The sequence below is a fragment of the Pontibacillus yanchengensis genome, assembly GCF_009856295.1.
Classification (GTDB): Bacteria; Bacillota; Bacilli; order Bacillales; family BH030062; genus Pontibacillus; species Pontibacillus yanchengensis_A.
Map to the genome: position 1 here is coordinate 269,540 of NZ_WMEU01000004.1, position 25,516 is coordinate 295,055.

Here is a 25,516-nt window from a genome sequence, read left to right on the forward strand (position 1 = left end):
GTGAGAGCAGAACTATATCTTTTTTATATGAATCTATGAATATCCTGGTTCGCTCATAAAGCCCTATAGCTATTCCAACGCTTCCTTCAAATATAAGCCCAGAAAATAGGACTAAATGTGCAAGGGATTTTTTATAGTGGAATGGAAATAAACGTTGTCGTCCTTTATTTGAAATGGACAGAAAGATAATCTGAGTTCATTACTTTAGGAGGGAACAACGAATGCTACGGTACGAAGAACTGCAAAAGTGGAATAAGGAATTACTGGATAGGCAACAACAACAAGCCCTGAATCGCTATATGGACCGTACAGAACAACGAGAATATACAGAACAAGAATTGAAAACAAGAAATCCTCTTGAAGTAGACTCACCTGATCGTGTAGCCTCCAGGGAATCAATGCTTCAGGGGAACAACCTGGCTATGGAGCGAATCATTGGTCGAAATGATCTTTTTCCTATCGCATATTTCCAGGCCGGCTTACAGGCTGCTAAATCAGTATGTCGAATTGAAGTACGAGATAGTATTGGTCGAGTTAAAGGGCATGGTACTGGATTTCTAATATCCCCCTCTGTACTAATTACGAACCATCATGTACTTGGGGATGAGGAAGCAGCCAATGATAGTGTAGCTCAATTTAACTATGAAAAAGATCTTGACGGAAGAGAACGAGAAATTAAGAATTTTCGTTTTGAACCGGAGCAGTTATTTATGACAGATAAAGAGTTGGATTTTACTCTGGTAGCCGTTGAGGGACGTTCTGCAGAAGGGGACAAGCTTACTGAAAATAGCTATTTACCATTAGAACAACGGACAGGGAAAGGCTTAGTAGGAGAGCGTGTCTCTATTATTCAACATCCATCCGGGTCACCTAAGGCTGTTACCATTAGAGAGAACAAAATTCAGGACGTTTTTGATGATTTTATTCATTACTCCACAGACACTATGCCTGGTTCGTCTGGATCACCTGTTTTTAATGATGAGTGGCAAGTGATATCCCTTCACCATGCAGGAGTACCAGATCCGAATGATCCTTCTACCTTTATTGCTAATGAAGGCATTCGCATAAGTAGCATTGTAGAATATATAAAAAACCATCGTTCACAGGTAAGTGATCAAGCTCAGAAACTAGTGGATGATATTGTAGGAGTAGAACAGAGCCATGATGATCATAAGGCTGAAGATGAAGTTCCAGTTGAAGAGTTAAGTTTAGAGTGGTATGAGGGCACACAGGGATATAATTCAACTTTTTTAGGGGATGACTATGAAATTCCCCATCCAACATTTTGTGAGGAGAAACAAAAAGACATTGCTCCATTAAAGGATGGAGGGCACATTTTGAACTATACCCACTTTTCCATCGTTATGAGTAAATCCAGACGTCTGGCATTTTATTCTGTGGTCAATATCGATGGGAAGAATTTACGTTCTGTCGAGCGAGCTGATAAATGGTATCTTGATCCTCGCATCAATAAGGCATATCAGGCGGGCCAAGATTTATACTATGACAATCCACTGGACCGTGGTCATATTGTCCGTCGTATTGACCCAGTATGGGGGAAAGATGCAGAAGCGGCAAATGAAGATACGTTTCATTTCACAAACTGTGCACCACAACATAAGGATTTAAATCAACAAACGTGGCTTGATTTGGAAAATTATATTGTCGAGAATGCCAGAAACCATGATATGAAAGCTACTGTTTTTACGGGGCCAGTATTTCGAAGTGATGACAGAATCTATCGTAGTGTGCAAATTCCAGTAGAGTTTTGGAAAATTGCTGTCATGGTAAAAGAGGATGGGAATCTTTCCGCGACGGCTTACCTTCAATCTCAAAAAAATTTAGTAGAAAATCTTGAGTTCGCATATGGCGATTACAAAACGTATCAAGTTCCTGTTCAACAAATCGAAGCATTAACAGGTCTAACGTTTGGAAACCTACGAAACCATGATCCAATCAGAGGACTTGAATCTACAATTGGTCATATTATTGAAGGAGAAGATGATATAACGGTATGAATGATGTGAGGGAGGGTGTCCTGATGGTAGGACATCCTCTTTATTGGATTGGTTATTTCTACTGCAATATAACGTAATATGACCAAATGAGGAACTCGTGAAAAAGATGCATTTACCTTGGCCTTGCTATAATTTCGTTATGAACGTATTGGGAAGCGTTTACAATTTTGTTTAGTTCTATCTGGAGCGGGAATAAATTCATTAAGTGCTTCAGCTTATCATGTTTCTTTGTTTCTGTTCATTTGAGTCCTTAGCTTATTTATATTTTTCACAAGTATAATAAAAGGAGTGTTGATCATGACAGATGTAGAAGGTGAACTTTGGAGCGGCATTCAAGGGAATACAGGTCAAAAATGTACACACTGCGGGAAGCTTCTAGCGACACGCAACGAGGCCGGTATGGGATTGTGCAAAGAATGCCAACAGATTAATCAACCAAACGACGAAAATGGTGAATAAGAGGAAAACGGCTTTAAGTAATAATAAGTATGATGTGATTGGAAGCTAGGGATAATGGAATTCCAGGACCAGAAAACGAACTTTGGAGTAGCTTGCAACCAAATCCCAATGAATTTGAAAAATGCTCAAGTTGTGGAAAGATGCTTCAATCCAAAAAAAAGAAGAAAATGTGAAGCTATGTAAAGAATGTCAACGTCGCGGGAAAGCTTGAACCAGAGTTAAAAGAAGGCGAATAAAGAAAGAGAGCTCCTGCAATGATAGGAGCTCTCTCCTTAGTTCTTTCTTATGCGCATCTATGATAAAAATTTCTATGACGAGGCTTCACTTCAGCCTGTGAGCAGGGCGTTCCGAGCTTTTTTTATTTCCCTATTTCAGGTCGTTTGCCGTTCTCGACATACTCTTTAAGGAATGTTCCAAGAAGCTCTTTCCATCCTTCATCGTGCATACGACCCCACTCAGGATCAAGCAAACCAACTGCATGATGAGAAAGTTTCAGAAGTGTGGCCTCACCCTTCGGTTCTAGTTTAAAAGAATATGCGCTGTTCACCGCACCTGTCATACCTAAAAGTCCGTTTAAGCGGATTTCTTCATTATCTTTTATATACATAACTGTACCCCAAAGAGCATTAGCTCCGTTTACGCCTTCTTCTAGGAAGTAACCTCCTGGTTGAGGAGAAAGAGTTAGCTTCGAACCTTCCCCGCATAAACGGTAAGCCCACCATTGCCCAATATCAGTTGTTAAAGAATGGAATACTTTATCAGGGGAAGCTTGAATTTCAACCTCTTGTTCTAGTTGGAATGAATCGTGTTGCAAACCGTGTTCTGTCATGTCTACATTACTCCCTTCAACGAGTTGTTTTATTGATGTTAACGAACCAGCAATACTGGATTCGTACTTACTTACCCAACGCTCATACACCTGCTGTAAAGGAACAGCATTCAAATAGTTTAAGCGAGACCGTCCCTCCCGCCGAATAACAAGAAGGTTAGCTTCCTCTAATGTATTTAAATGCTTCATAACAGCATATCGACTTACTTCAGGAAAAGAGAGGTCTAGCTCACCGGTTGTCTTCGGTCCTTCTTTTAGTAGGTCGAGTATGCTCATTCGTGTTGGATGACTGAGTGCTTTAAACACAGCTGTGAGTTGTTCGTTTTGCATGATAGGCCTCCATTGAAAAGACGTTACGTTTTGGTAACGTATAAAACGTTACCATACCGTAACATGACGTATCCTTATTCGCAATGTTATTTTGTAAAAGGATTCGTATAATTGGTTTAACGTTTTATAGAGTTGAAGGAGGTTACGTGAATATGAAAAAACAAAACAATTTAGTTTGGTATGCTAGCTTTGGCTCAAACTTATTTAAGAATCGTTTTCTTTGCTATATAACAGGTGGTCAGCCAGAAGGTTCGAATAGAAGAGAAGTAGGCAGTCGTGATCATACGCTTCCCGTTGATAATCGCGGTGTGTCACTTCCGTTTGCGTTATATTTTTCTGGATATTCCGATCGATGGGATGGAGCAGGAGCATTTATCGATACAGTTCGTGATGAAACCAACAGTAGTTGGGCGAGGATGTATCTAATTACAGAAGAGCAATTTGAAGATGTGGTACGACAAGAGAATGGCGTACCTGATATGGAAGTGGATGTTGATCATATTAAAGAAAAGGGCAGTGTTGTTATTCAAGACTCTCCTTATGGAAATCTCATATACGCTGGTGAAGCAGATGGATATCCTATCTTTACATTCACACACCAAAATCCAATGAGTGAACAAGAAATTAACAAACCATCTAAGCGTTATCTTGCGATGTTAATAAGAGGTTATTTAGAAACCTATACAGATGATGCGACCCAAATTGCTTCCTATCTAGCAGAAAAACCAGGAGTTATAGGTGTTTACAGTTACGATGATCTTCTTGAATTTACGAAAAAACAACAAGCTAAGTAGTAGTTTAGAGGAACCCGCACATATCGGGAGAAACCCACGCATAACGGGGGAAACCCAACGTATATTAGAGCATCCCTTACCTATCACACAAAAAAAGCTAGACCCCTTTATATAAAGTGGTCTAGCTTTTTTTAAAGCATAAGTTAGTGTTGAGGTGTCTAATTCAACGCCTGCTCTCAAAAGGTTTTAAACACATGTGGAAAAATCGCTGCGCCGAGGCTTTGATAAAGCCTGTATGGGTGACGAGGCGCTTATGCTTTTGTTCTGTCCAGCTCCAGCGACTAGCAAACTTACTGCATCTCCTTATGATAAGTCAACATCGGATCCCTACCGCTCTCCGTGTTTCCTTTATGCAGGCCCAGGGGAAGTTCGATTAATATCGCTACCTCACGTAGCAATATCGAACCAACCTACGTCGTGTGGGCAACAGTTTGTACGTCGCTAACCGGGCGCTTGTGCTTTTATATTTAGGTGACTTGTTGTGCATTATTGGAATGGAGTGCTTCTAAAAAGATCTGGCCATATTGTTCGAACTTCTTCTCTCCAATCCCCTTTATTTGGAGCATCTCTTCCTTGGTTTTAGGCTGATATTTACATAGTTCTTTCAAAGTAGCATCAGAGAACACAATATATGGAGGAATGTTATGCTCTTCTGCGATTGATTTACGAAGGATTCGAAGGTTTTCAAACATGTCTTCATCATAGTTTTCTTCTCTAACAGCTACAGCTGTTGATTCAATTAGCATAGAGACAGTGACTTCTCCTTTTAAAACAGACAATGATTCTGATGTTAAGCGGAGTAATGGGAATTTTCCTTCTCCAACAGAAAGATATCCTTCAGCTACAAGGAATTGAATTATCTGGGTAATCTCTTTTTCTGTTAGGTGGGAGAGTAAGCCGTAAGTTGAAAGCTTTTGGAAACGTCCATCCATCACTTTCTGACTCTTCGATCCCTTTAGTACTTTGGCTACAAGTCCAGACCCAAAGCGTTCATCCATGCGTTTCGTGCATGATAGAATCATTTGTGCTTCTTTGGTGATGTCCTTAAGTTCTCCTTCGTGGAGGCAATTACTACATTTTTCACATGGAGGATGTTCAAATGGGTCTTTGAAATAGCTTAGCATGTATTCCTGTAAACAACGGTCTGTATGACAGTAATTTATCATTTGTTGTAGCTTCTGATATTCAACAGACTTCTTATCCTCTTCCATTAGTGATTGTTCAATCAAGAACTTTTGAAGCTGAATATCTTTGGCAGAAAAAAGTAGAATACAGTCACTTGGTTCCCCGTCTCGACCAGCACGTCCAGCTTCTTGATAATAGGATTCAATATTCATGGGTAAAGCGTAGTGGATAACATAGCGCACATTCGATTTATCGATTCCCATTCCGAATGCGTTCGTTGCAACCATTATGGTCGTTTCTTCTTGGATAAATGAATTTTGCGCTTCTTTACGTTCATCCTCTGTTAACCCTGCATGATACTTATCGACCAGATATCCTTCTTTCGTAAGCCATTGGTGCAATCGGTCCACATCTTTACGAGTAGAGGCATAAATAATCCCTGATTCATTTGGTCTGGAGCGTACATAATCCTGGATAAAGTCATGCTTTTCTTTTCCTTTAACAATACGAAAATGCAAATTATCCCTGGCAAACCCTGTATTTACAACACATTTTTCTGAAATAGATAACAATTGCTGTATATCACGTGTCACTTCTTTTGTAGCAGTTGCAGTAAGTGCGACGATGGGGGGGAGTGTTCCAAGACGTTGAATATTCCGTACGACAGATCGATAACTTGGTCTGAAATCATGCCCCCATTGAGAGATACAATGAGCTTCATCAAATGCAATCAATGAAAGACGTGTCGATCTAAGTGATCGGAGAAATGATTCGGAATCAAAGCGTTCCGGGGCAACATAGACAAAATCGTACTGCCCGTTAGAAGCATTTCTCAATCTTTCGAATTGCTCCTCAGAAGATAAGGAGCTATTGATATATGTAGCGGATATACCTAGTGATGTTAAGGAGTCGACTTGGTCCTTCATTAACGAGATCAGGGGAGAGATAATAAGCGCTGTCCCCTCTTCTACAAGTCCGGGAATTTGATAACAAATCGATTTTCCGCCACCAGTGGGCATGATTCCTAATGTGTTTTGACCTTGTAATATATGCTCAATTACTTGTTGCTGTCCTTGACGAAATGATGAAAACCCGAAATATTGCTCTAGTATGTCATGAGCTTGCTTCAGCATCGACACCCATCCTTTATGTAAGTGAATCTAAGATATTCTATCATCTTAAATCTATCTATTAATATCGTACCATGTTCTTCAACAGGTCGAATAGCTTGTTTCAATACTTTTCTTATATAATGGGGATAACACTTGTGAAAAGGGGAGAGCTATATGAATCCACTTATTATTCACGCTCATTCTTCTCACGTTAACAAAGTTATTTTTTCTCCTAATGAGAAATTTCTAGTTTCAGCAGGATTTAGTGGGGAATTGAAACTTTGGGATGTAGAGAATGGTGAACTCCTTCAACGTTTTGAAGGACACACTAAAACGGTAAATGGAATAGAGTTCGCAGATCAAGGTGAAACCTTACTATCTGGGTCCGCAGATGGTTCGTTTCGGAAATGGAATGTAGCTACAGGTGAATGTACAGACACATTAAACGAACAGAAGAAAGGTATTGGATCTCTAATACTCGCCAAAGATCAATCATTTGTGGTTACTAGTTCACCGGATTATATGTTAGCAGTAAGGCCGCTACCTGAAGGAGAAATTTCCAATCGTATAAAAGCAGATAAGAAGAACGTTGGGATTATGGCTCTAAATCAATCTTCAACCCTAGTTGCTACAGGTGGTATGGGTAATTACATTCGTTTTTATAATGTATCTACTGGAAACCTAGTAACCTCAATTGATGCTCATGATACAGCTGTAATGTCTTTTCAGTTCTTTGATAATGATGAAAAGGGTGTATCTATTGGTTATATGGGAGATGTAAAAGTGTGGGACCTTCAAAAAAATGAGGTTTTACGTGAATGTAAGATAGGTGAAAAAGGCTACTATTCATTAGATGTATCACCTGATGAAACACAAGTAGCGATTAGTATGCCTTATCAAGTTAGTCTTCTTAACCTACATGATTTAGAGGAAGATAGTATTTTATACGTAAAGCCAAAAGGGAACTACGGAATCTCATATTCTCCCTCAGGACAGTACTTAGGTTTAGCTTCTGCGGACAAACGAGTAAGAGTATGGCGAATGAATACAAAGTGAGTTGAATAAACTCACTTTTCTTTTGGAACCCTAATAATTGCTTATACAAATTTTATAATAGTTTACTCTTTACATCCGTGGCATTTTATGAGAGAGTGTGAAAATGTGTTTAGAAAGGCAATAAAACTAAAGGAGTATATAACCTAAAATGTCTAACAAAAAACAAGAACACACCTCCAAAATTGACTGGCCCGTATTTGGTCTAAGTGGAGGACTACTAGTATTATTCGTAATAGCAGCATTCTGGAACATTGATGCAGTAAAAACCTTTGTTAACTCAGGATTTGCTTGGTCATCTAAGTACTTTGGTGCATTCTGGCAAGTACTCATGCTTTTGCATTTCTTAGTTGGGCTTTATATTGCGTTTTCACGCTATGGAAATGTGAGATTAGGATTTTTAGAAAAACCGGAATTAAGTACATTTAAATGGTTATCCATTATTATGGCAACATTACTTGCAGGAGGCGGCGTATTTTGGGCAGCGGCAGAGCCGATGTATCACTTTTTAACAGTTCCTCCTATGCATGAAGGAATTGATGCAAAATCTCAAGCAGCCATTATGCCTGCATTAGCACAGAGCTATATGCACTGGGGCTTTTTAGCTTGGGCAATCCTTGGTACCTTAAGTGCTGTTGTAATGATGTATGGTCATTATCATAAAGGCATGCCGATGAAACCAAGAACATTACTTTATCCGATTTTTGGAGAGAAGCTAAATAATAACATTCTTGGTACATTAGTGGATGCATTCTCTATTATTGCTGTAGCAGCAGGTACAATTGGACCAATTGGATTCTTGGGTCTACAAGCAAGTTATGGACTATCAGCGTTATTTGGACTGCCTGATGCATTTTCAACGCAACTTGCTATCATTATTGCACTTGTCATTGTTACGACAATTTCTGCAGTAACTGGTCTTCATAAAGGTATTCAAGCGTTAAGTAACTTTAATGTTCGATTAGCAATAGGTCTAATTTTCTTTGTTCTGTTATTTGGCCCTGGAGGCTTTATTATAGATTCATTCGTATCTTCTTTCGGATTCTATGCGGAGAACTTTATCTCCATCAGTACGTTCCGTGGAGATACAGGATGGTTAGGTAGCTGGACTGTATTCTTCTGGGGTTGGTTTATTGGATATGGACCAATGATGGCTATCCTTGTAAGCCGGATCTCCCGAGGAAGAACAATTCGCCAAATTATTATGGCTGTAGCCATTATTGCACCACTTGTAACGACATTCTGGTTCACCGTTGTCGGAGGATCTGGTATTTTCTATGAACTACAAAATGCTGGCTCTGTATCTGAACAGTTAAATAATGGCGGTATGCCTGCAGCGATGATTGCTATCACAGAGCAATTACCATTAGCAAGCATCATTTCTCCATTATTCTTGTTACTAACGATTATTTTCGTTATTACAACAGGAGACTCCATGTCTTATACAATCGCAATGGCTGTTTCTGGTGAAGGAAATCCGAAAGTTTCCTTACGTGTCTTCTGGTCTATCCTTATGGGTTCGATTGCAGCCATACTGTTGTTTATTGGTGAAGGTAGTATAGGTTCCTTACAGAGCTTTATTGTGGTAACAGCCGTACCGGTTTCCATCCTATTGTTACCAATGTTGTGGTTAGCACCAAAAGTGTCTAATGAACTACTTCATGAACAAGGTTTAAATAAAGATTAATGATTTGAGAGAGGCACATCCTTTAGAGGGTGTGTCTTTTTTGTAGGCTTACCTCACGAAGCAACATCGAATCAACCTACCTCGTGTGGGCAGCAGATTATAGGTTGCTAACCGGATGCTTGCGTTTGTTGTTGCAATTGAAAAGTGTGAAACGGAATAACAGTGGGTATAGTTCAAATGAGATGAAAGGAGTGGTGATGATGAAAGCAGTAGTTATTGAACAATATGGTGGTAAGGAACAATTAAAGGAAAAAGAAGTTCCGAAACCTGAAATAAATGATGAACAAATATTGATTGAAATGCGCTCAACATCCGTTAACCCAATTGATTGGAAAGTTCGCGAAGGGTATATGAAGGACGTACTAGATTGGAGCTTTCCGATTATTCTAGGATGGGATGCAGCTGGCGTTGTCTCTAAGGTTGGTAACAATGTAACCCAATTTAAAGAAGGCGATCGTGTATTCACAAGACCTGAAACGACGCCGGATGGCACGTATAAAGAATATATTGCAGTAGAAGAACATTTAGTGGCTCACATGCCCGAAAGAGTGAGCTTTGAAGAAGCTGCTGCTGCGCCTTTAGCAGGATTAACAGCATGGCAATGCCTATTTGAAACAGCGAACCTTAAAGAAGGAGAAAAGGTTCTTATCCATGCAGGTTCAGGTGGAGTAGGACATTATGCTATTCAAATTGCTAAGGCAGTAGGAGCATATGTGGCTACAACAGCCAGTGGCAAGAACAAAGAATTTGTAGAGACATTAGGCGCAGATCATTTTATTGACTACAAAACAGAGCAATTCGAGAATATCCTTGAAGATTATGATGTTGTACTAGATACGATAGGTGGAGACGTTCAGGAAAAAAGTTTTGAGGTATTAAAGAAAGGTGGACGTCTCGTATCTATTACTCAGCAACCTTCTGAGGAACTTGCTAATAAATATAACGTAGAAGCTACAGCTATCTTTTTGCAACCAAAAGGGGAGCAACTAAGGAAGTTAGCGGATTTAATGCAGCAAGGAAAAGTTAAATCCATTGTTAGCAAGGCATTCCCATTAAGTGTAGAGGGAATTCAAAAGGCACATGAATTAAGTGAATCTCACCATGCAAAAGGTAAAGTCGTTATTCAAGTACAACCATCTGCTTGTTAACGTGTGGAAAGATAATGGAACGTATCTGGTTACGTATAAGTGGTAATCAGATACGTTTTTCTATATGGTACTTTAAAAGAACGTTTAGACAGCAGCCCATTGTACGTCGCTAGTAGGGCGCTTGCGCTTTTCGTTAATAAAATTTTTATGGTTTTTTCCTCCATGATGTATGCACAAAAATAACCGATCAAAAGTGTATCCTACCAATATGGATGAGAATGAAATGTTAAGTAAAAACTAAAAGGAGTATTAAATGATTTACATATTCAAACCACACATTTAGAATATGTCTATATGTGTCTTTCTTTCGTAATAACTTTGTTTATACATAATTAATAATTGATTATTTATATCTTACATAAAGGGGCGAACTTATGTTTCATTCAATTTTATTTGACTTTATGTTAATAGGTGCGCTCGGCGTAGGTTCGCAATGGATAGGATGGAAGTATCGAATACCTGCCATTGTGGTAATGTCCATTGTAGGACTTTTAGTTGGACCAGTGTTTGGAATTCTACAACCTGCTGAAGACTTTGGTAATTTATTTACGCCGATCGTTTCTATAGCAGTTGCTATTATATTATTCGAAGGTAGTCTAAGCTTAGATTTTCGTGAGGTTAGAGGTTTAGGTAGACCTGTTTTGCGTATTGTTACATTAGGTGCATTCATAGCTTGGTTATTAGGGTCATTAGGGGCGCACTATGTGGCAGATCTTTCTTGGGCAGTAGCGTTTGTGATAGGCGGCTTATTCATCGTAACCGGACCTACTGTAATTTTGCCACTCTTACGGCAAGCTAAATTAAAGCCTAGGCCTGCTGCGATACTAAAATGGGAAGGGATTATCGTCGATCCATTCGGTGCTCTTCTTTCTGTATTTGCTTTTGAAATTATTGATTTCCTAACAGCTGAAGATGTAACAGCGAATGCATTACTTTTCTTCTTCTTTGCTTCGTTCTTAGCTGTGGTGATTGGATATGTGCTAGGTAAATGCCTTGGCTACATGTTTGAACATGGGCATGTACCCGAATTCTTAAAGTCTCCCGTTATGTTCGCTGTTGTCATTCTTTGTTTCACTGTTGCTGATGAAATTGCACATGAAACAGGATTATTAGCTGTAACAGCAATGGGGATGACGCTTGCCAATATGCATATTTCCTCGATAGAAGATATGCGTAACTTTAAAGAAAATATATCTGTATTACTCGTATCAGCCATATTTGTCATGTTAACAGCTTCGCTCTCTGTTGATACATTGATGCAGATTTTTAATCTAAACATAATAGCATACGTGTTGATTATGCTATTTCTAGTTCGACCTCTGTCCATATGGGTATCAACCATTGGAACAGATTTATCATTTGCAGAACGTACTTTAGTCGGATGGATTGCACCAAGAGGTATCGTAGCATTAACGGTAGCTGGATACTTCGCAAGTGTTCTTTTAGAAGCTGGATTTGAAGATGCATCAATCTTAACGTCGTTAACATTTGCACTAGTATTCGCAACAGTATGTGCTCATGGGTTTTCCATTGGCTGGTTAGCTAAAAAATTGGATTTAGCTATTGATGGGCAGCCTGGAGTGTTAATCGTAGGAGGAAGTAGTTTTTCAGCTGAATTAGCTAAGGTATTAAAAGAATTGAAAATACCTGTTTTGATTACGGATTCATCCTGGCAACGATTAATTCCAGTTCGAAAATCTGGGGTGCCTTTTATGAAGGAAGAAATTTTATCGGAGCAAACAGAATATCACTTAGATATGACACCTTATGAATATATGATTGCAGCTTCGGAGCTTGATTCCTACAATGCTCTCGTCTGTAATACATTTGTTCCTGAGATTGGCCGTAGCAACCTATTCCAGTTAACCCTTCATAACCGCAGAGGTGATGATTTAGAAGCTATGGGTAATACGATAGGAGGAAGGTTGTTATTTAACGAGCAGGCTACGTGGGAGCATTTAAATGATAAAGTAGATAGTGGATATGTATTTCGTAAAACAAACATTACAAATCAGTACACGTATCAACAATATATCAAAGAACTACACCCTGAAACGCTAATGTTGTTCGTTTACAAGCCATCAGGTAAGTTATCATTCTTTACTCATAAGAGCCAACCTAAGGCTGAAACGGGTGATGTGATTGTTAGCTTAATGCCACCTAGTAAGGAATTTCAAAAGATTCAAGATAAAATCATTGAGCAGCGCAAAGAAAGTGAAGAAGATCAGGCCAACCATGAAACCAAAGAATAATTGTCCAAAAGCATTTCTCCTGTCATCCATTATGGCAGGAAGGAATGCTTTTTTTTAGTGTGTAATAAATTATAAAAATATTGGGTTGTGCATAACATTATAAGTTATAGAGGCCACGTCCAGTTCCAGTGCCCAGCGAGTAGCAAACTTCCTGCACCTCCTTACGATAAGTCAACATCGAATCGCTATCGCTTTTCGTGTTTCCTTTATCTCCTTTGGATTCAGGTGAAGTTCTGGGATAATTGAGGTTCGATTAATACCGCTGCATCAGTAACATCGAACTAACCTATGTCGTGTGGGATGCAGCATATATACGTCGCTAAACGGTCGCTTGCGCTTTTGTTCGTGTAAAAAATCCATAATAAGGATGGATATAGAGTGGTTAATAAGGGAATGGAGAGATAATTATAGCCATTTTTAGATATGAAATGTATAGGACAATAGATTTTTGGCATAAAGTAAATAAATCATGAAGAAAAGGGAGGGTACGGTGATGGAGAACCTCAATTTTCATTCAAGGCAGGCAGAAATATTTGAACAGTTAGCAAGGCAGTATCAGAATCTAGATGGAGAATTATACAACTACTTTTATTGTCTCTATCAATATCACCAACAACAAATTGATTATTTAGAGAGTCAATCGCTTTGAATTTGAAGCACAAAAAACTCCTGACACAATGTGAATAGTGGCAGGAGTTTTTTAGTATTAAGAAACTTTTCGTGTAGAAGCCTTCATTGATGTTCCATTTTTATTCCGGTCAATCAAATAACCTAGGATTGCTCCAATAAGTGCTGGTAGTGCCCAGCCTAAACTCTGTTCAAATAACGGGAAAATACTTAGTACATTTTCAAATGATTTCAACTCAAGGCCGAAAGCTTTTAAGCCATCATATACACTAAATAGGAGGGTGAACAATAAAGCCCCTCGATAGACATAGCTGGAACCTTTAAATACTTGATGAAAGAAGGATAAAACGATTAACACGATAGCAAGAGGATAAATGAACTTAAGCACAGGTACAGAGTACGCAATGATTTGATTTAACCCAAGATTTGCAATTGAAAAACTAACTAAGGTTACCACAATAGCTACATGGGTGTACTTTATATTGGAAAATGTTGTAGAGAAAAATTGACTACATGCTACCGTTAAGCCAACACATGTCGTAAAACAAGCTAAAGCAACGATAAGTCCAAGGATTAGTGCTCCTGCTGATCCAAAAAGGATTTCTGCACCGGAAGATAAAATGTCTCCTCCATTGTCATAGGAATCGAGAGAAGCCATTTTCGCTCCCATCCAACCAATAGAAGTATACACAAAAGTAAGTCCAGTAGCTGTTACCAGCCCAGCTTTTATGGTTTCTTTAATCATGGACTTTCCTGGTGAAACGCCTCGATCTTTAAGGGCGTTTACAACAATGATTCCAAAGGCTAATCCTGCAATGGCATCCATTGTTAAGTAACCATTGACGAACCCTTGAAATAGAGGGCCACTTGTATAGTTACCCGTAGCCGATTGTAATGGTGCATCAAAATTAAAGAAGCTTGCAACACAAAGGGATACAATTGCTACCAACAAAATAGGTGTTAACCATTGGCCAACTCGATCCACTATTTTTGATGGGTTTAAGCTAATCCAGAATACTAAGGCAAAAAAGATGATTGTAAATCCAAAAAGCCATAAAGATCCCGTAGTTGATCCTACTAGAGGGCTTACACCCATTTCATATGCAACGTTTGCTGCACGTGGAATTCCGAAAAAAGGTCCGATCGCTAAATAAATGACAGATGTGAAAATAAGACCAAATAAAGGGTGAACCCGATTTCCTAGTGACCTAGCGTCATTGCTACCAAATGCAATAGCTGTAACAGCAACAATAGGAAGACCTACTCCTGTGATGATAAACCCAGCAATAGCATACCAGTAGTTCATACCAGCTTGGCTACCAAGCTCTGGTGGATAAATTAAGTTACCAGCTCCAAAAAATAGAGCAAAAAGCATGAAACCAATCGTCAGTGTATCTTTTTTTGTCATGTAGATACTCCTCTCTGATGTTGTGTAATGGTTAGTGATTTCGTCTAGTGAAAAGGCGATTAAGTGTAACTTGCTTCGTGCTTATTTATATAATGACAAAATTTTTAGAATTTTTAGTCGAAATAAAGAGAATTTTCTATCGGAAGAATCCATGCAGGACATACAATCTACAATTGCTATTTATTTCTAGTACATTCTGTTGACACCTTACATAAATATCAAATCATTCCTGCCAAAACAGAAGATGAGATGATTTTAGTATGAACAAGGATAATCAATTAGATTCAAGCATGAGACTAAATTTCTCATCTCCGAAAAAGCCTTTTAAAGCTTAACAGGCGGCTGATTTTTTGTCAATTTAATTATCAAAAATTTTAGAAAAGAAGGAAGCATCAGAATTACTCTGATGCTTCTACCCATGGAATATGCTTGTTTTTTCGATAATCGAAGTAGGTTAAAAGAAGTACTAATAGGAAACTAACGCTTGAGATTTTAAAAAGAGAAGCGGTCTCGAGTCCAAGTTGGTTAGAAATGACACCTAATAAGAGCGCACTAAGTCCAATCCCTAAATCAATGGAAGAATAGTACATGCCGTTCGCAATACCACTTCTTTCTTGTGTCGTTTTAGAGATGATCCATGCTTGGAATGCTGGCATCATAGAGCCGAATCCAATACCGAATAGAATCCCAGCAATAATGAGGTAAATGAAGCTTTCAGCAATGGCGATTGTCCACATACCTGCAAATGCGAAAAGGGAGCATGTCATAATGACGAGCCAAGGTCCTCTTCTGTCAAAGAAACGTCCAGTAATCGGTCTTGCAATAGTGGCAAAGGTTGCGTTAAATAAGTAAAACAAGTAAATATGATCAATATTTTTTTCCTCACCGTAGATGACGATAAACGTCACTATTGCACCGTAACCAAATGTATTAAAAAATGACACTAAGGCAGGGTACCAACTTGGCTTCTCAATGAGGGAGCCAAAGAAAGAGAATGACTTCATGTCGAATGTTTTCTTATGGACCTCTTCTGGTGTAATGAATGTAGTAAGACTAAATAAAGTGAGCGCGATAATTCCTAAACTGACGGAGGCAACAATAAGAATGTTAAAGTTATAGTTCTGGAATAAAAAGATTCCAAGGCTTGGTGCAATAATCATGCCGATGGTAACGGAAAGGCCAAAGTAGCCCATGCCTTCACCAATCTTCTTCTTAGGGACTAAATCAACGGCAGCAGTTCCATTTGTGGTTGTAGACCAGCCCCATGCTAGACCATGTATGAAACGGAATAATAAAAATACTACAATAATGGCTGTTACAGAATACAGAGATGTGATGATCAGTAACGAAATAGAACCAACCAACACTAAGACCTTACGGGCCTGGCTTTGCAAGATGTGACCAATAAATGGTCTGCTTAAAATGGCGCCGATTGAAAATAAGGTCGTAACAAGTCCTACTTGCGTTTTGCTCCCACCAATATCCTCCATATAAGGGGGTAAAGTAGGGATTAACATCTGAAAACTCATAAAGGTAAACCAATTGGCTAAAATCAATAAAATAAACGATCGATTCCATAACTTCTCAGGCTGTTGTTCCATTCTGTACCCACCTCTTTCGGATGTTGTCTTCGTTCTTTGCAACTCTTCAATTGTATCAAAAGAAGCTTCGATATGCTTTTTATAGGATTAGGAATAGAGGGATAAACGAGCTTTTGTCGAAAGATAAGGAAAGAAGTCATTTAACCTAATTGGAATTAAACCGAAGAAAAAAGTAGCTCTGCTTCTGAAGGAGGTGTTGAGATGGCGGCAATCGGAGCAGTGAATCAAGTGACTACACAACCACTTCAACCAGCCAAGCAAGTTGAGCACACTAAGAAAAACAGTACTCATCTTGAGGGTCAAAATGAATCACTACAGCAGTCAAAACAGAAATCGTCTGTGAAACAAGAGGAACATCACTATGGAGATAAGTTATCAGCAGAAGCAAAGCAAGAAATTTCTAAACTAAAAGCTACTGAACTAAAGGTGAAGGCACACGAACAAGCCCATCAATCTGTCGGAGGCCAATTTGCAGGCGGTATCAATTATGACACCCAAAAAGGTCCGGATGGACAGCAGTACATTACCGGTGGAGAAGTTCCTATTAGTATGCCAAAAACAGATGATCCTGAAAAAACCATCCAAGCGATGGAACAAGTAAGGAGAGCAGCATTGGCCCCTGCTAACCCTTCATCACAAGACATGCAAGTAGCTGCAAAGGCTTCCCAACAAATGATGGAAGCACAAGGGGAGTTGAAAAAACAATCTCAGTCATCAGATGATGAAGCTGAACATCAAGCTGCCCACTTCCAAAAAGTGCAACAGCTGTACGCCAATCAACAGGCTGTCGTCGGATCATTTAAACCAGAAACCATCTTTGATGTAACGGCTTAACAGAAGGTCTATCTCTTTTCATGGACAAGGAAGTGAGTGTAGTGGCTTGAACCTAGCACAAATTGTGCTAGGTTTTTTGGTATAAAAGGTGAGGTTGTTAATCGAATCTATAAGGATACACTGAACTTCATTATCTGTATCTACTCTGCTATCTCTGTTTTTCCTATTGTAACTCTATTCCAAAGAACTCTTTCAATTTCTCAAAAGTGAGAAGCGTAAATAGAAAAAAGATCCTAGCTCATGCCAGAATCTTTTTTGAAAAATAAAGAAATCATAAATTGTGGTTCTTAGATGTCTTGCTTCAACAAGGAGCTTTATTATTTTCTTACACTAAAACTCCTTCGAATCTAAGGCTTCTTCATAAAAGTGGCCTATTATCGCTTTAATCACTGCATAGAATGGGATGACAAATAGCAATCCGAGGAAACCGGCTATGCTACCTGCGGCCAATATTAGCGTGATAATGGTTAGTGGGTGAATACTTAATGCTTTCCCCATAACGTTTGGTGATATGAAGTTTCCTTCAATTTGCTGCGCAATAATCATAATTAAGATAACCCATAGAACCTTTTGTGGATCTTGGAACAGGGCAACGAGTATTGCTGGTATAACTGCTAAGTATGGCCCTGCGAAAGGAATGACATTTGTTATTAGACCAAATAAAGCTAATGTTAGAGAGTAGTTTAAATCGATAATCACATACCCAATAAATAATAAAATACCTACAAAGAAGCTCACCAATAGCTGACCTTGTATGAAAGAAGAGAGCGTATGGTCCACACGTTGAAATAAACGCGTAATACTCTCAGATTTTTTATCTTTAAAAAACTGGGACACAAATGGTTGAAGCTTTTCCCCATCTTTAAGCATGAAGAATAAAAAGAATGGCACAAGTATGAGTAAGAACAAAAATTGGACGATTTGGGCAAGCGTATTAATGAGAAAATCGGTAAATCCAAGTGTCACATCTTTAATGGATCCAGTAAGTTGCTCCTGCGCACTCTTGATCTCAGACATGAATTGTTCAGGGATAATATCTTGATTGGATTGCCATAGGGTAATGAGGTTTTCCACTTCATTAATCATGCCCGGCAAGTTATCGTAGAATCTAGAGAATTGTTGTTGAGCAATTGGTGCAATAAAGTTTACCACCAAAAATCCAACGACAATTAACAAAAGAAATACGACGAAAATGGAAAGCAACCTTGGGATTCGATATTCTTCTAGCATGTGAACAATGGGACGAGTCACATAATAAAGAACTCCAGCTGCTATAACGGGAAATGCGATGGCACTTACGTATTTAAAGACCGGTTCGAACACGTAATGGTTATGTCTCATCAACCAAAATAGGATGAAGATTAGGATCGTAACGACTAAAGCTTGAAACCAACGCTTATTGTACATGCTTCCACTACCTTCTATTATAAAATCTTTTCCAATTATATCGATTTCTCTATAAAACGTAAATCTCCTGCATGCAGAAAAAGGAAATGGGAGCAATTACTTTAAAACCTCCTGTAGGAAAATACAGGAGGTTGTGTTCTTGGAACCAATCTACGTCGTGTAGGCCGCAGCTCATACGTCGCCAAACGGGAGCATGCGCTTTTGTTCATGTCTAGCTCCAGCGCCTCCCCGTTCGAGGTCTTAAGCAAATCCTCTCTGTGGCAAAAATCGCCACGACGAGACTTTGCTTAAGCCTGTCGGGGGGGGGGGTGAAACAAGGCGCAAGCGCCTTTCGTCATTACATTCCTAGTATATAGATGAATATCAATCCGATTACACCACTAGCGGTTGCGTAGTAAAGCATTGGTACTAGTGTCATGCGTATGATTGTTCCCTCTTTACCAGCCATATTTACCACAGAGGCAGCGGCAACGACGTTTAATACACATACCATATTTCCGGCATTTGCACCTAATACCTGGAGAGATGTAACCATTTGTGGAGAAACGCCAATTTGTTCTGCAACACTAAACTGGAACAGAGAAAACATCATATTACTAAACGTAGCACTTCCTGATATAAAAGATCCTAGTGCACCAATTAAAGGTGCGACAAGAGGCCATGCTCCTCCAACTGCGCTTGCAAACAGTTGAGCTAACTCCATTGGCATGCTTAATAAGTCTGCACCATTCACACTAGAGTTGATGAAAATCCGTACCATAGGTACCGCGGTTCCGAGTGAAATAGCACTTCCTATCATGGTTGTGATAGATGTTTTTAACGTATTTTGTATCGTTTGGGCATTCATTTTATGCATGAAAAAGGTTAAGCCTACCACCAAGATGAATATGGAACCTGGTAGGTATAACGGTTCAAATGTAGTGCTAATAGTTGTTCCTAGTATGTTCTCCCAACCTATTTTAATAGAACGAAGTGCTTCTTTGATTGGTAGAACTTTTAATCTAGTTATAACCAAGATAAGGGCAACAAATACATAAGGAAGCCATGCTTTCCATAGAGGCATACCTGTTTCTTGAGATACAAGCGTTTCTTGCTTACGACGGTCTTCTTCACTAAAGTACCAAGGTTCGTCAGGAAGTAAGAACCCTTTCTGAGTAGCAGGTACCACAATGGCTAAACCAACTAAACCACCTATGATAGAAGGAAACTCTGGTCCTAAGAGACTAGCTACTAAAAAGGCTGGAACGGTAAAGCTGAGTCCTGCAAAAATAGCAAACTTCCATATTGCGAGACCTTCTTTCCAAGAGTGGCGCTCGCCGAAAAATCGAGTTAGCATAACGATTAATATAAGGGGGATAAACGTACCAACAAATAAGTCCATCATCACAGCACTTTGAGCTACTTCTTGCAAGAAATCGAGCATGGATCCATTTTGCAAATTATCTTGAACTTGAGGAGCAATCGTTGATCCTTGTCTTAAACCTTGATCGACACCAACTATTACCGGTGTCCCTACTGCTCCAAAGGATACGGCACTACTATCAGCAATCAAGGCTAAAGATGCAGCAGCTAACGCAGGGAAACCTAATGCGACTAATAGTGGAGCACCGATTGCCGCTGGAGTCCCAAATCCTGCAGCACCTTCAATAAAGGAGCCGAACAGCCATACAATAATAATTAATTGTACTCTTCTATCAGCAGTTACACCTGAGAAGCCACTTCGAATCGCATCCATAGCACCACTATTACGTAACGTGTTTAAGAGAAGAATAGCACCAAATACAATCCATAGAATAGAGATGGCAATGATGATACCTTCAATAGAGGCAGCGAAAATTCGGATACTAGGTATTTGCCAAACCCAAAAGGCTAGTAAACCAGTTAAGATAAAACTAATTGGCATTGCTACATGAGCTGGTAAACGTAAAACAACAAGAAATAAGAAAACAGCAAGTATTGGTGTCGCGGCAGTTAGTACTTCCATCACGTTCATAAAAATCACCCATTTATGTTTGAATTATATCTTTATTATAAATGATTATGTGAAGGAGTGAGCAAAATGTATGTGTATAAATTTTAACATTTCATATAAGAACACTGCCAATATTTTCTGAAACTTATTTCTATAAACGTAGAATTACTATATATTAGTTAATAGAGGAGGGGGTGGTATAACATGGAAGTTTATGTAGCGAGACAACCTATTCTAAATACGAACCAAGAGGTAATGGCATACGAGCTTTTATACCGTGGAGGAAAAGAACAAAATTCTTACTCCTTTACTGATGGGGATTTTGCTACATCTGAAGTCGTTACGAATAGTTTCTATAATATGGGGGTAGAGCGAATATCAGAAGGAAAGAGTTGTTTTGTCAACTTCACGGCTAATTTATTAAAGAGTCAATTCCCGTTTTGTTTTCCACCAGAAACATTGGTTATTGAAATACTTGAAAATATAGAGATTACAGATGAACTTGTAGTGTCATGTAAGGCACTAAAAGAAAAAGGATATCGCATTGCGCTAGATGATTATGTTCTTTATGAAGATAATCCTTATACATATGAACTATTAAAATACACAGATATTGTGAAGATTGATGTTCTTCAACATTCACGGCAGCAAGAAGTGTACCTTTTCGATCAACTAAAGCACTTTAACTTAACTTGGTTAGCGGAAAAAGTTGAAACATATGAGCAGTTTCAAACATGTAAAGCATTAGGCTATGAGCTATTCCAAGGATATTTTTTCAGCAAACCTCATATTGTTACCGCACACGATGTACCGATGTATCCGTTTCAGCATTATCAATTAATTGAAGAACTTTCCAAGCAAGAGCCTGAAGTACATAAAATTGCCGAAAAAATTGAAATGGATGTCTCGTTATCATATAAATTTTTACGTTTAATTAATACCGTGGCTTATCGAAGACTAGAACCAGTTAAGTCTATCCAGCAGGCTATTGTGTTATTAGGTTTTACGGAAATTAAGAAGTGGGCGTATGTGATTGCAATGAAGGATATAAAGTCATCGAACGCTGATGTATCCTCAGAAGTCATGAAAATCAGTTTAACGCGAGCGAAATTTAGTGAGAATGTGGCGTTGGAGATGGGGGAGAAGAAAGAGGCTTCTAGCTATTTCTTAACAGGGATGCTATCTCTAATTGACGCTGTCATGCAACAACCTATTGCGACGGTCGTAAACGATTTACCTCTTCATGATGATATTAAAGGAGCCTTATTAGGAGAGCGTAATGCATATAGACTTGTGCTGGACTTATGTCACCTTATTGAGAATGCTCAATGGGAGGAAATTGAACGTACTGCTATAAACCTAGGTTTATCCATGGAGAAGCTTTTTGATCACTATCATTCTAGTATGTTGTGGTGCCAGACAATGATGGCCACCTATGATAAGCAGAGAACGACTGACTAATGTAGTTTTGCTAGCGAGGTGAGCACAAAATCTTGCTTCTTTTGTTCTGAGTAAAGAAAGTATACCTTTTGGCGCTTCCATGTCTAGCTCTAGCGCCTACCCTCTCGGGGTCTTAAGCAAATCCTCTCTGTGGCAAAAATCGCCACGACGAGGTTTTGCTTAAGCCTGTCGCGGGTGAACGAGGCGCATGTGCTTTTCTTTATTTCAACAATCCATGACAAAAAAGCCACAAATCTGTTGGTGTTTACATCTATATGTCTAAATGTGTCGTTAATTCATAAATCGAACAGGTTCTAGATTATGATATAATTCAACATGAAATCTCTTTTAAAGAGAGAAAATTTGATGAAAAATGAAAACCCTTTAATGTGTATGAAGACAGTGGAGTTCTAAATAATCTAAATAAATATTTGTATTAAACAACTGGGGAGAGTGGTTAAATGACTTGGCAGAAAACATATGAACATTGGAAACACTTCGACGGTTTGGATGCCCAATTAAAGACGGAATTAGTTGAGATGGAGCAGCAGCCAGACGTTCTTGAGGAAGCTTTCTACAAGGATTTGACCTTTGGTACAGGTGGAATGAGAGGCGTCTTAGGACCTGGCACAAATCGAATGAACAAATACACAGTGCGAAAGGCTGTTAAAGGTTTAGCTATGTATTTGCTCGAGAACGTAGAAGATGCCAAAGAGAAGGGAGTAGCTGTGGCTTATGATTCACGTTATATGTCAGCAGAATTCGCATTAGAAACCGCTAAAGTACTCGGTGCGAATGGCATACGTACGTATATTTATGAATCATTACGTCCTACTCCGTATCTTTCTTTTGCGGTAAGACATTTAGGTGCTGCTGCTGGATCAATGATTACAGCTAGCCATAACCCTCCAGAATATAATGGATTTAAAGTATATAATGCTGATGGTGGACAAACTCCACCAGAACAAGCAGACGAAATCATTGCTCACGTAAATAGTATTGAGAATGAATTAGAAATAGATGTGCTTGATCAGAAGGAACTTGAAGCCCAGGGTCTATTGAAGTGGGTTGGAAGTGAAGTAGATGAAGCATATTTACAAGAACTAAAAGGCATTGTGAAGAATCAGAATGTCATTAATGAACAAGCTGAGGATTTGAAAATCGTCTTTACACCTCTTCATGGGACAGCGTATGAGCCTGTGCTAGATGGACTTAAACAATTAGGGTTTAAGCGTGTGTATGTGGTGGAGGAACAAGCACAACCAGATCCCGAATTCTCGACAGTAGAATCTCCAAACCCTGAAGAGCACCAGGCATTTGAGAAAGCAATCGAGGTTGGAAAAGATGTAGATGCGGATTTATTAATCGCAACAGACCCTGATGCAGACCGTCTTGGTGTGGCTGTAAAGAATGAGGATGGAGAATATACCGTTTTAACAGGAAATCAGTTAGGCACATTGATGATTGATTATTTACTTTCGCAAACGAAGCCATTACCCCATGATGCTCAAATCATTAAAACCATCGTTACGACGGAAATGGGAAGGGCTGTTGCGGATTCATACGGTGCAAACACATTAGAAACGTTAACAGGCTTCAAGTTCATTGGTGAAAAGATTCGTGAATTTGAAGTGAATCAAAGTGGTTCTTTTGTGTTTGGGTATGAAGAGAGCTATGGGTATTTAATAGGTGACTTCGTTCGTGATAAAGATGCTGTACAAGCAGCCATGACAGCTTGTGAAATGGCTGCTTACTGGAAGTCAATGGGGCAGACTTTGTACCAGGCCCTGTTCACACTTTATGAACGCCATGGGTACTACCTCGAAGGCCTACAATCTATGACGCTTAAAGGCAGAGATGGAATCGAAAAAATCCAACAAATTATGAATCACTTCCGTGGGTTGGACGCTGAAAAAATGGGACCATATGCGATTGAAGCAGTTGAAGATTATCATACTAGAACTCGCACGTATGCTTCGGGTGAGTCAGAAACCATTCAATTACCAGATGCTGATGTGGTGAAGTTCCAATTATCTCAGGACAGCTGGTGCTGCTTAAGACCTTCAGGAACAGAGCCTAAAATTAAATGCTACTTCGGCGTAACGTCGAATTCCTACAAAGAAAGTGAAAAGCGCTTAGCAGAGTTGAAAGAAGCGGTTGTTTCACAAATGAATACGATTATTGAATCACCAACCTATTAATACGTAAAGAGGGTGCCTCACATAGGGGCACCCTCTTTTTAATGTTTTGATGTACTCAGTCGTCAGAGTGAGCACTACCTAATCGATATAATCTCATAAGTTGTTCGCTTGTTACCGTTAATTGTTTACGGGTGACATCAGGTTGGATAGCTTGTTCAATTGGTCTTGCTTCTGTTTGGATGGACATCACAACATCTAAAAAGCGATTAAGCTGCTCAAGTTCAAGGTCATGGCGCCCTGCAAGACCAATAATAGGTTTCTTGTATTTTTGTGCAAGTTTGGCTACACCATGGGGAACTTTCCCCATAACTGATTGTTGATCAAGGCTTCCTTCCCCTGTAAGGACAAGGTCTGCGTGCTTCATATGGTCCTCAAGTTTCGTCAGGTCCATGACAACATCAATCCCAGCTTCAAATGTTCCTTGTAGTCCGATATATAGCGCTCCGCCAAGTCCTCCGGCAGCACCTGAACCAGGTTTGGTTTGAATATTCTCTCCGTAATGCTTCGAGAGTAAGCTTGCCAAACGTTCTAGGGACTGATCTAATGTCTCTAAATGAGCAGGAGTGGCACCTTTTTGGGGACCAAATACATAAGTGGCTCCGTTTGTTCCATGAAAAGGGTTGGTAACATCACTTGCAATAGTAACCTGACAGGAATCCAATGCTGGTAGGCGATGGTCATCGGACATGCGATATACGTTTGCAACCTGGTTTCCTTGAGTGGGTAGCTCTTCATCTTTGTTGTTATAGAAAGTCCACCCTAAAGCCTGTAGCATGCCCACACCACCATCGTTCGTAGCACTTCCACCAAGCGTAATAATAAGATGCTGATATCCTTGTTTCACCGCATCTAGTATTTGTTCACCAAGTCCATGCGAATTGAGAAGCATTGGATTTCTTTGTTCTTCAGGTATAAGAGGGAGTCCGGTACTACGTGCGCATTCAATAATGGCAGTATCCTTTCCTTGATGTGTAATGCCAGCATAGGTGACAGAAATTTTATTCATAAGAGGGTCGTGAACGTTCACTTCATGAATACGTGCATCCCTATTTGCAAGAATGGCATCAATGGTTCCTTCCCCTCCATCAGCCATAGGAACATTTGTAACATCAGCGTCTGGAATGACTTGGAGAATTCCTTTTTTTATAGCTTCTCCAGCATCGTATGCAGACACGGAGCCTTTATAGGAATCAGATGCGATTAGTAGATTCAATTTCCT

The 25,516-nt window shown here is 39.3% G+C and carries 18 protein-coding genes; 11 read left to right on the forward strand and 7 right to left on the reverse strand.

The window, feature by feature from the left end:
- Positions 1–221 precede the first annotated feature (221 nt).
- Entirely contained in the window at positions 222–2,018 is a 1,797-nt protein-coding gene (locus GLW08_RS13895) for a DNA/RNA non-specific endonuclease (RefSeq protein ID WP_160849242.1), read from the forward strand.
- 297 nt (positions 2,019–2,315) lie between these two features.
- Complete coding sequence (locus GLW08_RS21670; RefSeq protein WP_202410175.1) at positions 2,316–2,477, forward strand: hypothetical protein; 162 nt, start codon at positions 2,316–2,318, stop codon at positions 2,475–2,477.
- A gap of 358 nt (positions 2,478–2,835) precedes the next feature.
- Here the strand turns inward: GLW08_RS21670 and GLW08_RS13900 are convergent, their stop codons facing one another.
- Positions 2,836–3,636 carry a helix-turn-helix domain-containing protein gene (locus tag GLW08_RS13900; RefSeq protein WP_160849243.1) on the reverse strand — a complete coding sequence of 267 codons (801 nt, stop codon included), beginning with the start codon at positions 3,634–3,636 and terminating at the stop codon, positions 2,836–2,838.
- Between the two features lie 152 nt (positions 3,637–3,788).
- Here GLW08_RS13900 and GLW08_RS13905 point away from each other — a divergent pair, with 152 nt between their 5' ends.
- The gene (locus tag GLW08_RS13905; RefSeq protein ID WP_160849244.1) at positions 3,789–4,430 is read left to right on the forward strand and encodes a hypothetical protein; all 642 of its coding nucleotides are present in this window, start codon (positions 3,789–3,791) and stop codon (positions 4,428–4,430) included.
- Between the two features lie 467 nt (positions 4,431–4,897).
- Here the strand turns inward: GLW08_RS13905 and recQ are convergent, their stop codons facing one another.
- Positions 4,898–6,688, reverse strand: coding sequence for a DNA helicase RecQ (recQ, locus tag GLW08_RS13910; protein WP_160849245.1), 1,791 nt, complete (start codon positions 6,686–6,688; stop codon positions 4,898–4,900).
- Positions 6,689–6,841: 153 nt separating this feature from the next.
- Between recQ and GLW08_RS13915 the strand changes: the two genes are divergently transcribed.
- The 5 genes from GLW08_RS13915 (at position 6,842) to GLW08_RS13935 (ending at position 13,456) form a co-directional block, all read left to right on the forward strand.
- On the forward strand, positions 6,842–7,723 hold the full coding sequence (locus GLW08_RS13915; RefSeq protein ID WP_160849246.1) for a WD40 repeat domain-containing protein: 882 nt from the start codon (positions 6,842–6,844) through the stop codon (positions 7,721–7,723).
- Positions 7,724–7,871: 148 nt separating this feature from the next.
- Positions 7,872–9,407 carry a BCCT family transporter gene (locus GLW08_RS13920; protein WP_160849247.1) on the forward strand — a complete coding sequence of 512 codons (1,536 nt, stop codon included), beginning with the start codon at positions 7,872–7,874 and terminating at the stop codon, positions 9,405–9,407.
- A 197-nt stretch (positions 9,408–9,604) separates the two neighbouring features.
- Positions 9,605–10,555 (forward strand): NADP-dependent oxidoreductase, encoded by a 951-nt coding sequence (locus GLW08_RS13925; protein WP_337193943.1) that lies wholly within the window; start codon positions 9,605–9,607, stop codon positions 10,553–10,555.
- A gap of 374 nt (positions 10,556–10,929) precedes the next feature.
- On the forward strand, positions 10,930–12,807 hold the full coding sequence (locus GLW08_RS13930) for a cation:proton antiporter (protein ID WP_160849248.1): 1,878 nt from the start codon (positions 10,930–10,932) through the stop codon (positions 12,805–12,807).
- A 493-nt stretch (positions 12,808–13,300) separates the two neighbouring features.
- Positions 13,301–13,456: a hypothetical protein gene (locus tag GLW08_RS13935; protein WP_160849249.1), complete on the forward strand. Its 156-nt coding sequence runs from the start codon at positions 13,301–13,303 to the stop codon at positions 13,454–13,456.
- A gap of 57 nt (positions 13,457–13,513) precedes the next feature.
- Here the strand turns inward: GLW08_RS13935 and brnQ are convergent, their stop codons facing one another.
- A complete protein-coding gene (brnQ, locus tag GLW08_RS13940; protein ID WP_160849250.1) occupies positions 13,514–14,842 on the reverse strand; it encodes a branched-chain amino acid transport system II carrier protein in 1,329 nt (442 codons plus the stop codon).
- 398 nt (positions 14,843–15,240) lie between these two features.
- Positions 15,241–16,443 carry an MFS transporter gene (locus GLW08_RS13945; protein ID WP_160849251.1) on the reverse strand — a complete coding sequence of 401 codons (1,203 nt, stop codon included), beginning with the start codon at positions 16,441–16,443 and terminating at the stop codon, positions 15,241–15,243.
- Between the two features lie 201 nt (positions 16,444–16,644).
- Between GLW08_RS13945 and GLW08_RS13950 the strand changes: the two genes are divergently transcribed.
- Positions 16,645–17,277, forward strand: a complete 633-nt coding sequence (locus tag GLW08_RS13950) for a putative metalloprotease CJM1_0395 family protein (protein WP_160849252.1) — start codon at positions 16,645–16,647, stop codon at positions 17,275–17,277.
- Positions 17,278–17,607: 330 nt separating this feature from the next.
- Here GLW08_RS13950 and GLW08_RS13955 read toward each other — a convergent pair whose 3' ends face one another.
- On the reverse strand, positions 17,608–18,684 hold the full coding sequence (locus GLW08_RS13955; RefSeq protein ID WP_160849253.1) for an AI-2E family transporter: 1,077 nt from the start codon (positions 18,682–18,684) through the stop codon (positions 17,608–17,610).
- Between the two features lie 337 nt (positions 18,685–19,021).
- Positions 19,022–20,677 carry an L-lactate permease gene (locus tag GLW08_RS13960; protein WP_160849254.1) on the reverse strand — a complete coding sequence of 552 codons (1,656 nt, stop codon included), beginning with the start codon at positions 20,675–20,677 and terminating at the stop codon, positions 19,022–19,024.
- 183 nt (positions 20,678–20,860) lie between these two features.
- On the opposite strand from GLW08_RS13960, the gene GLW08_RS13965 reads away from it, so the two are divergent.
- Both GLW08_RS13965 and GLW08_RS13970 read left to right on the forward strand, forming a co-directional pair.
- Positions 20,861–22,117 (forward strand): EAL and HDOD domain-containing protein, encoded by a 1,257-nt coding sequence (locus GLW08_RS13965; protein ID WP_160849255.1) that lies wholly within the window; start codon positions 20,861–20,863, stop codon positions 22,115–22,117.
- Between the two features lie 440 nt (positions 22,118–22,557).
- Complete coding sequence (locus GLW08_RS13970) at positions 22,558–24,297, forward strand: phospho-sugar mutase (RefSeq protein WP_160849256.1); 1,740 nt, start codon at positions 22,558–22,560, stop codon at positions 24,295–24,297.
- 55 nt (positions 24,298–24,352) lie between these two features.
- Here the strand turns inward: GLW08_RS13970 and GLW08_RS13975 are convergent, their stop codons facing one another.
- Positions 24,353–25,510 (reverse strand): glycerate kinase, encoded by a 1,158-nt coding sequence (locus tag GLW08_RS13975; RefSeq protein WP_160849257.1) that lies wholly within the window; start codon positions 25,508–25,510, stop codon positions 24,353–24,355.
- Between the last annotated feature and the right edge of the window lie 6 nt (positions 25,511–25,516).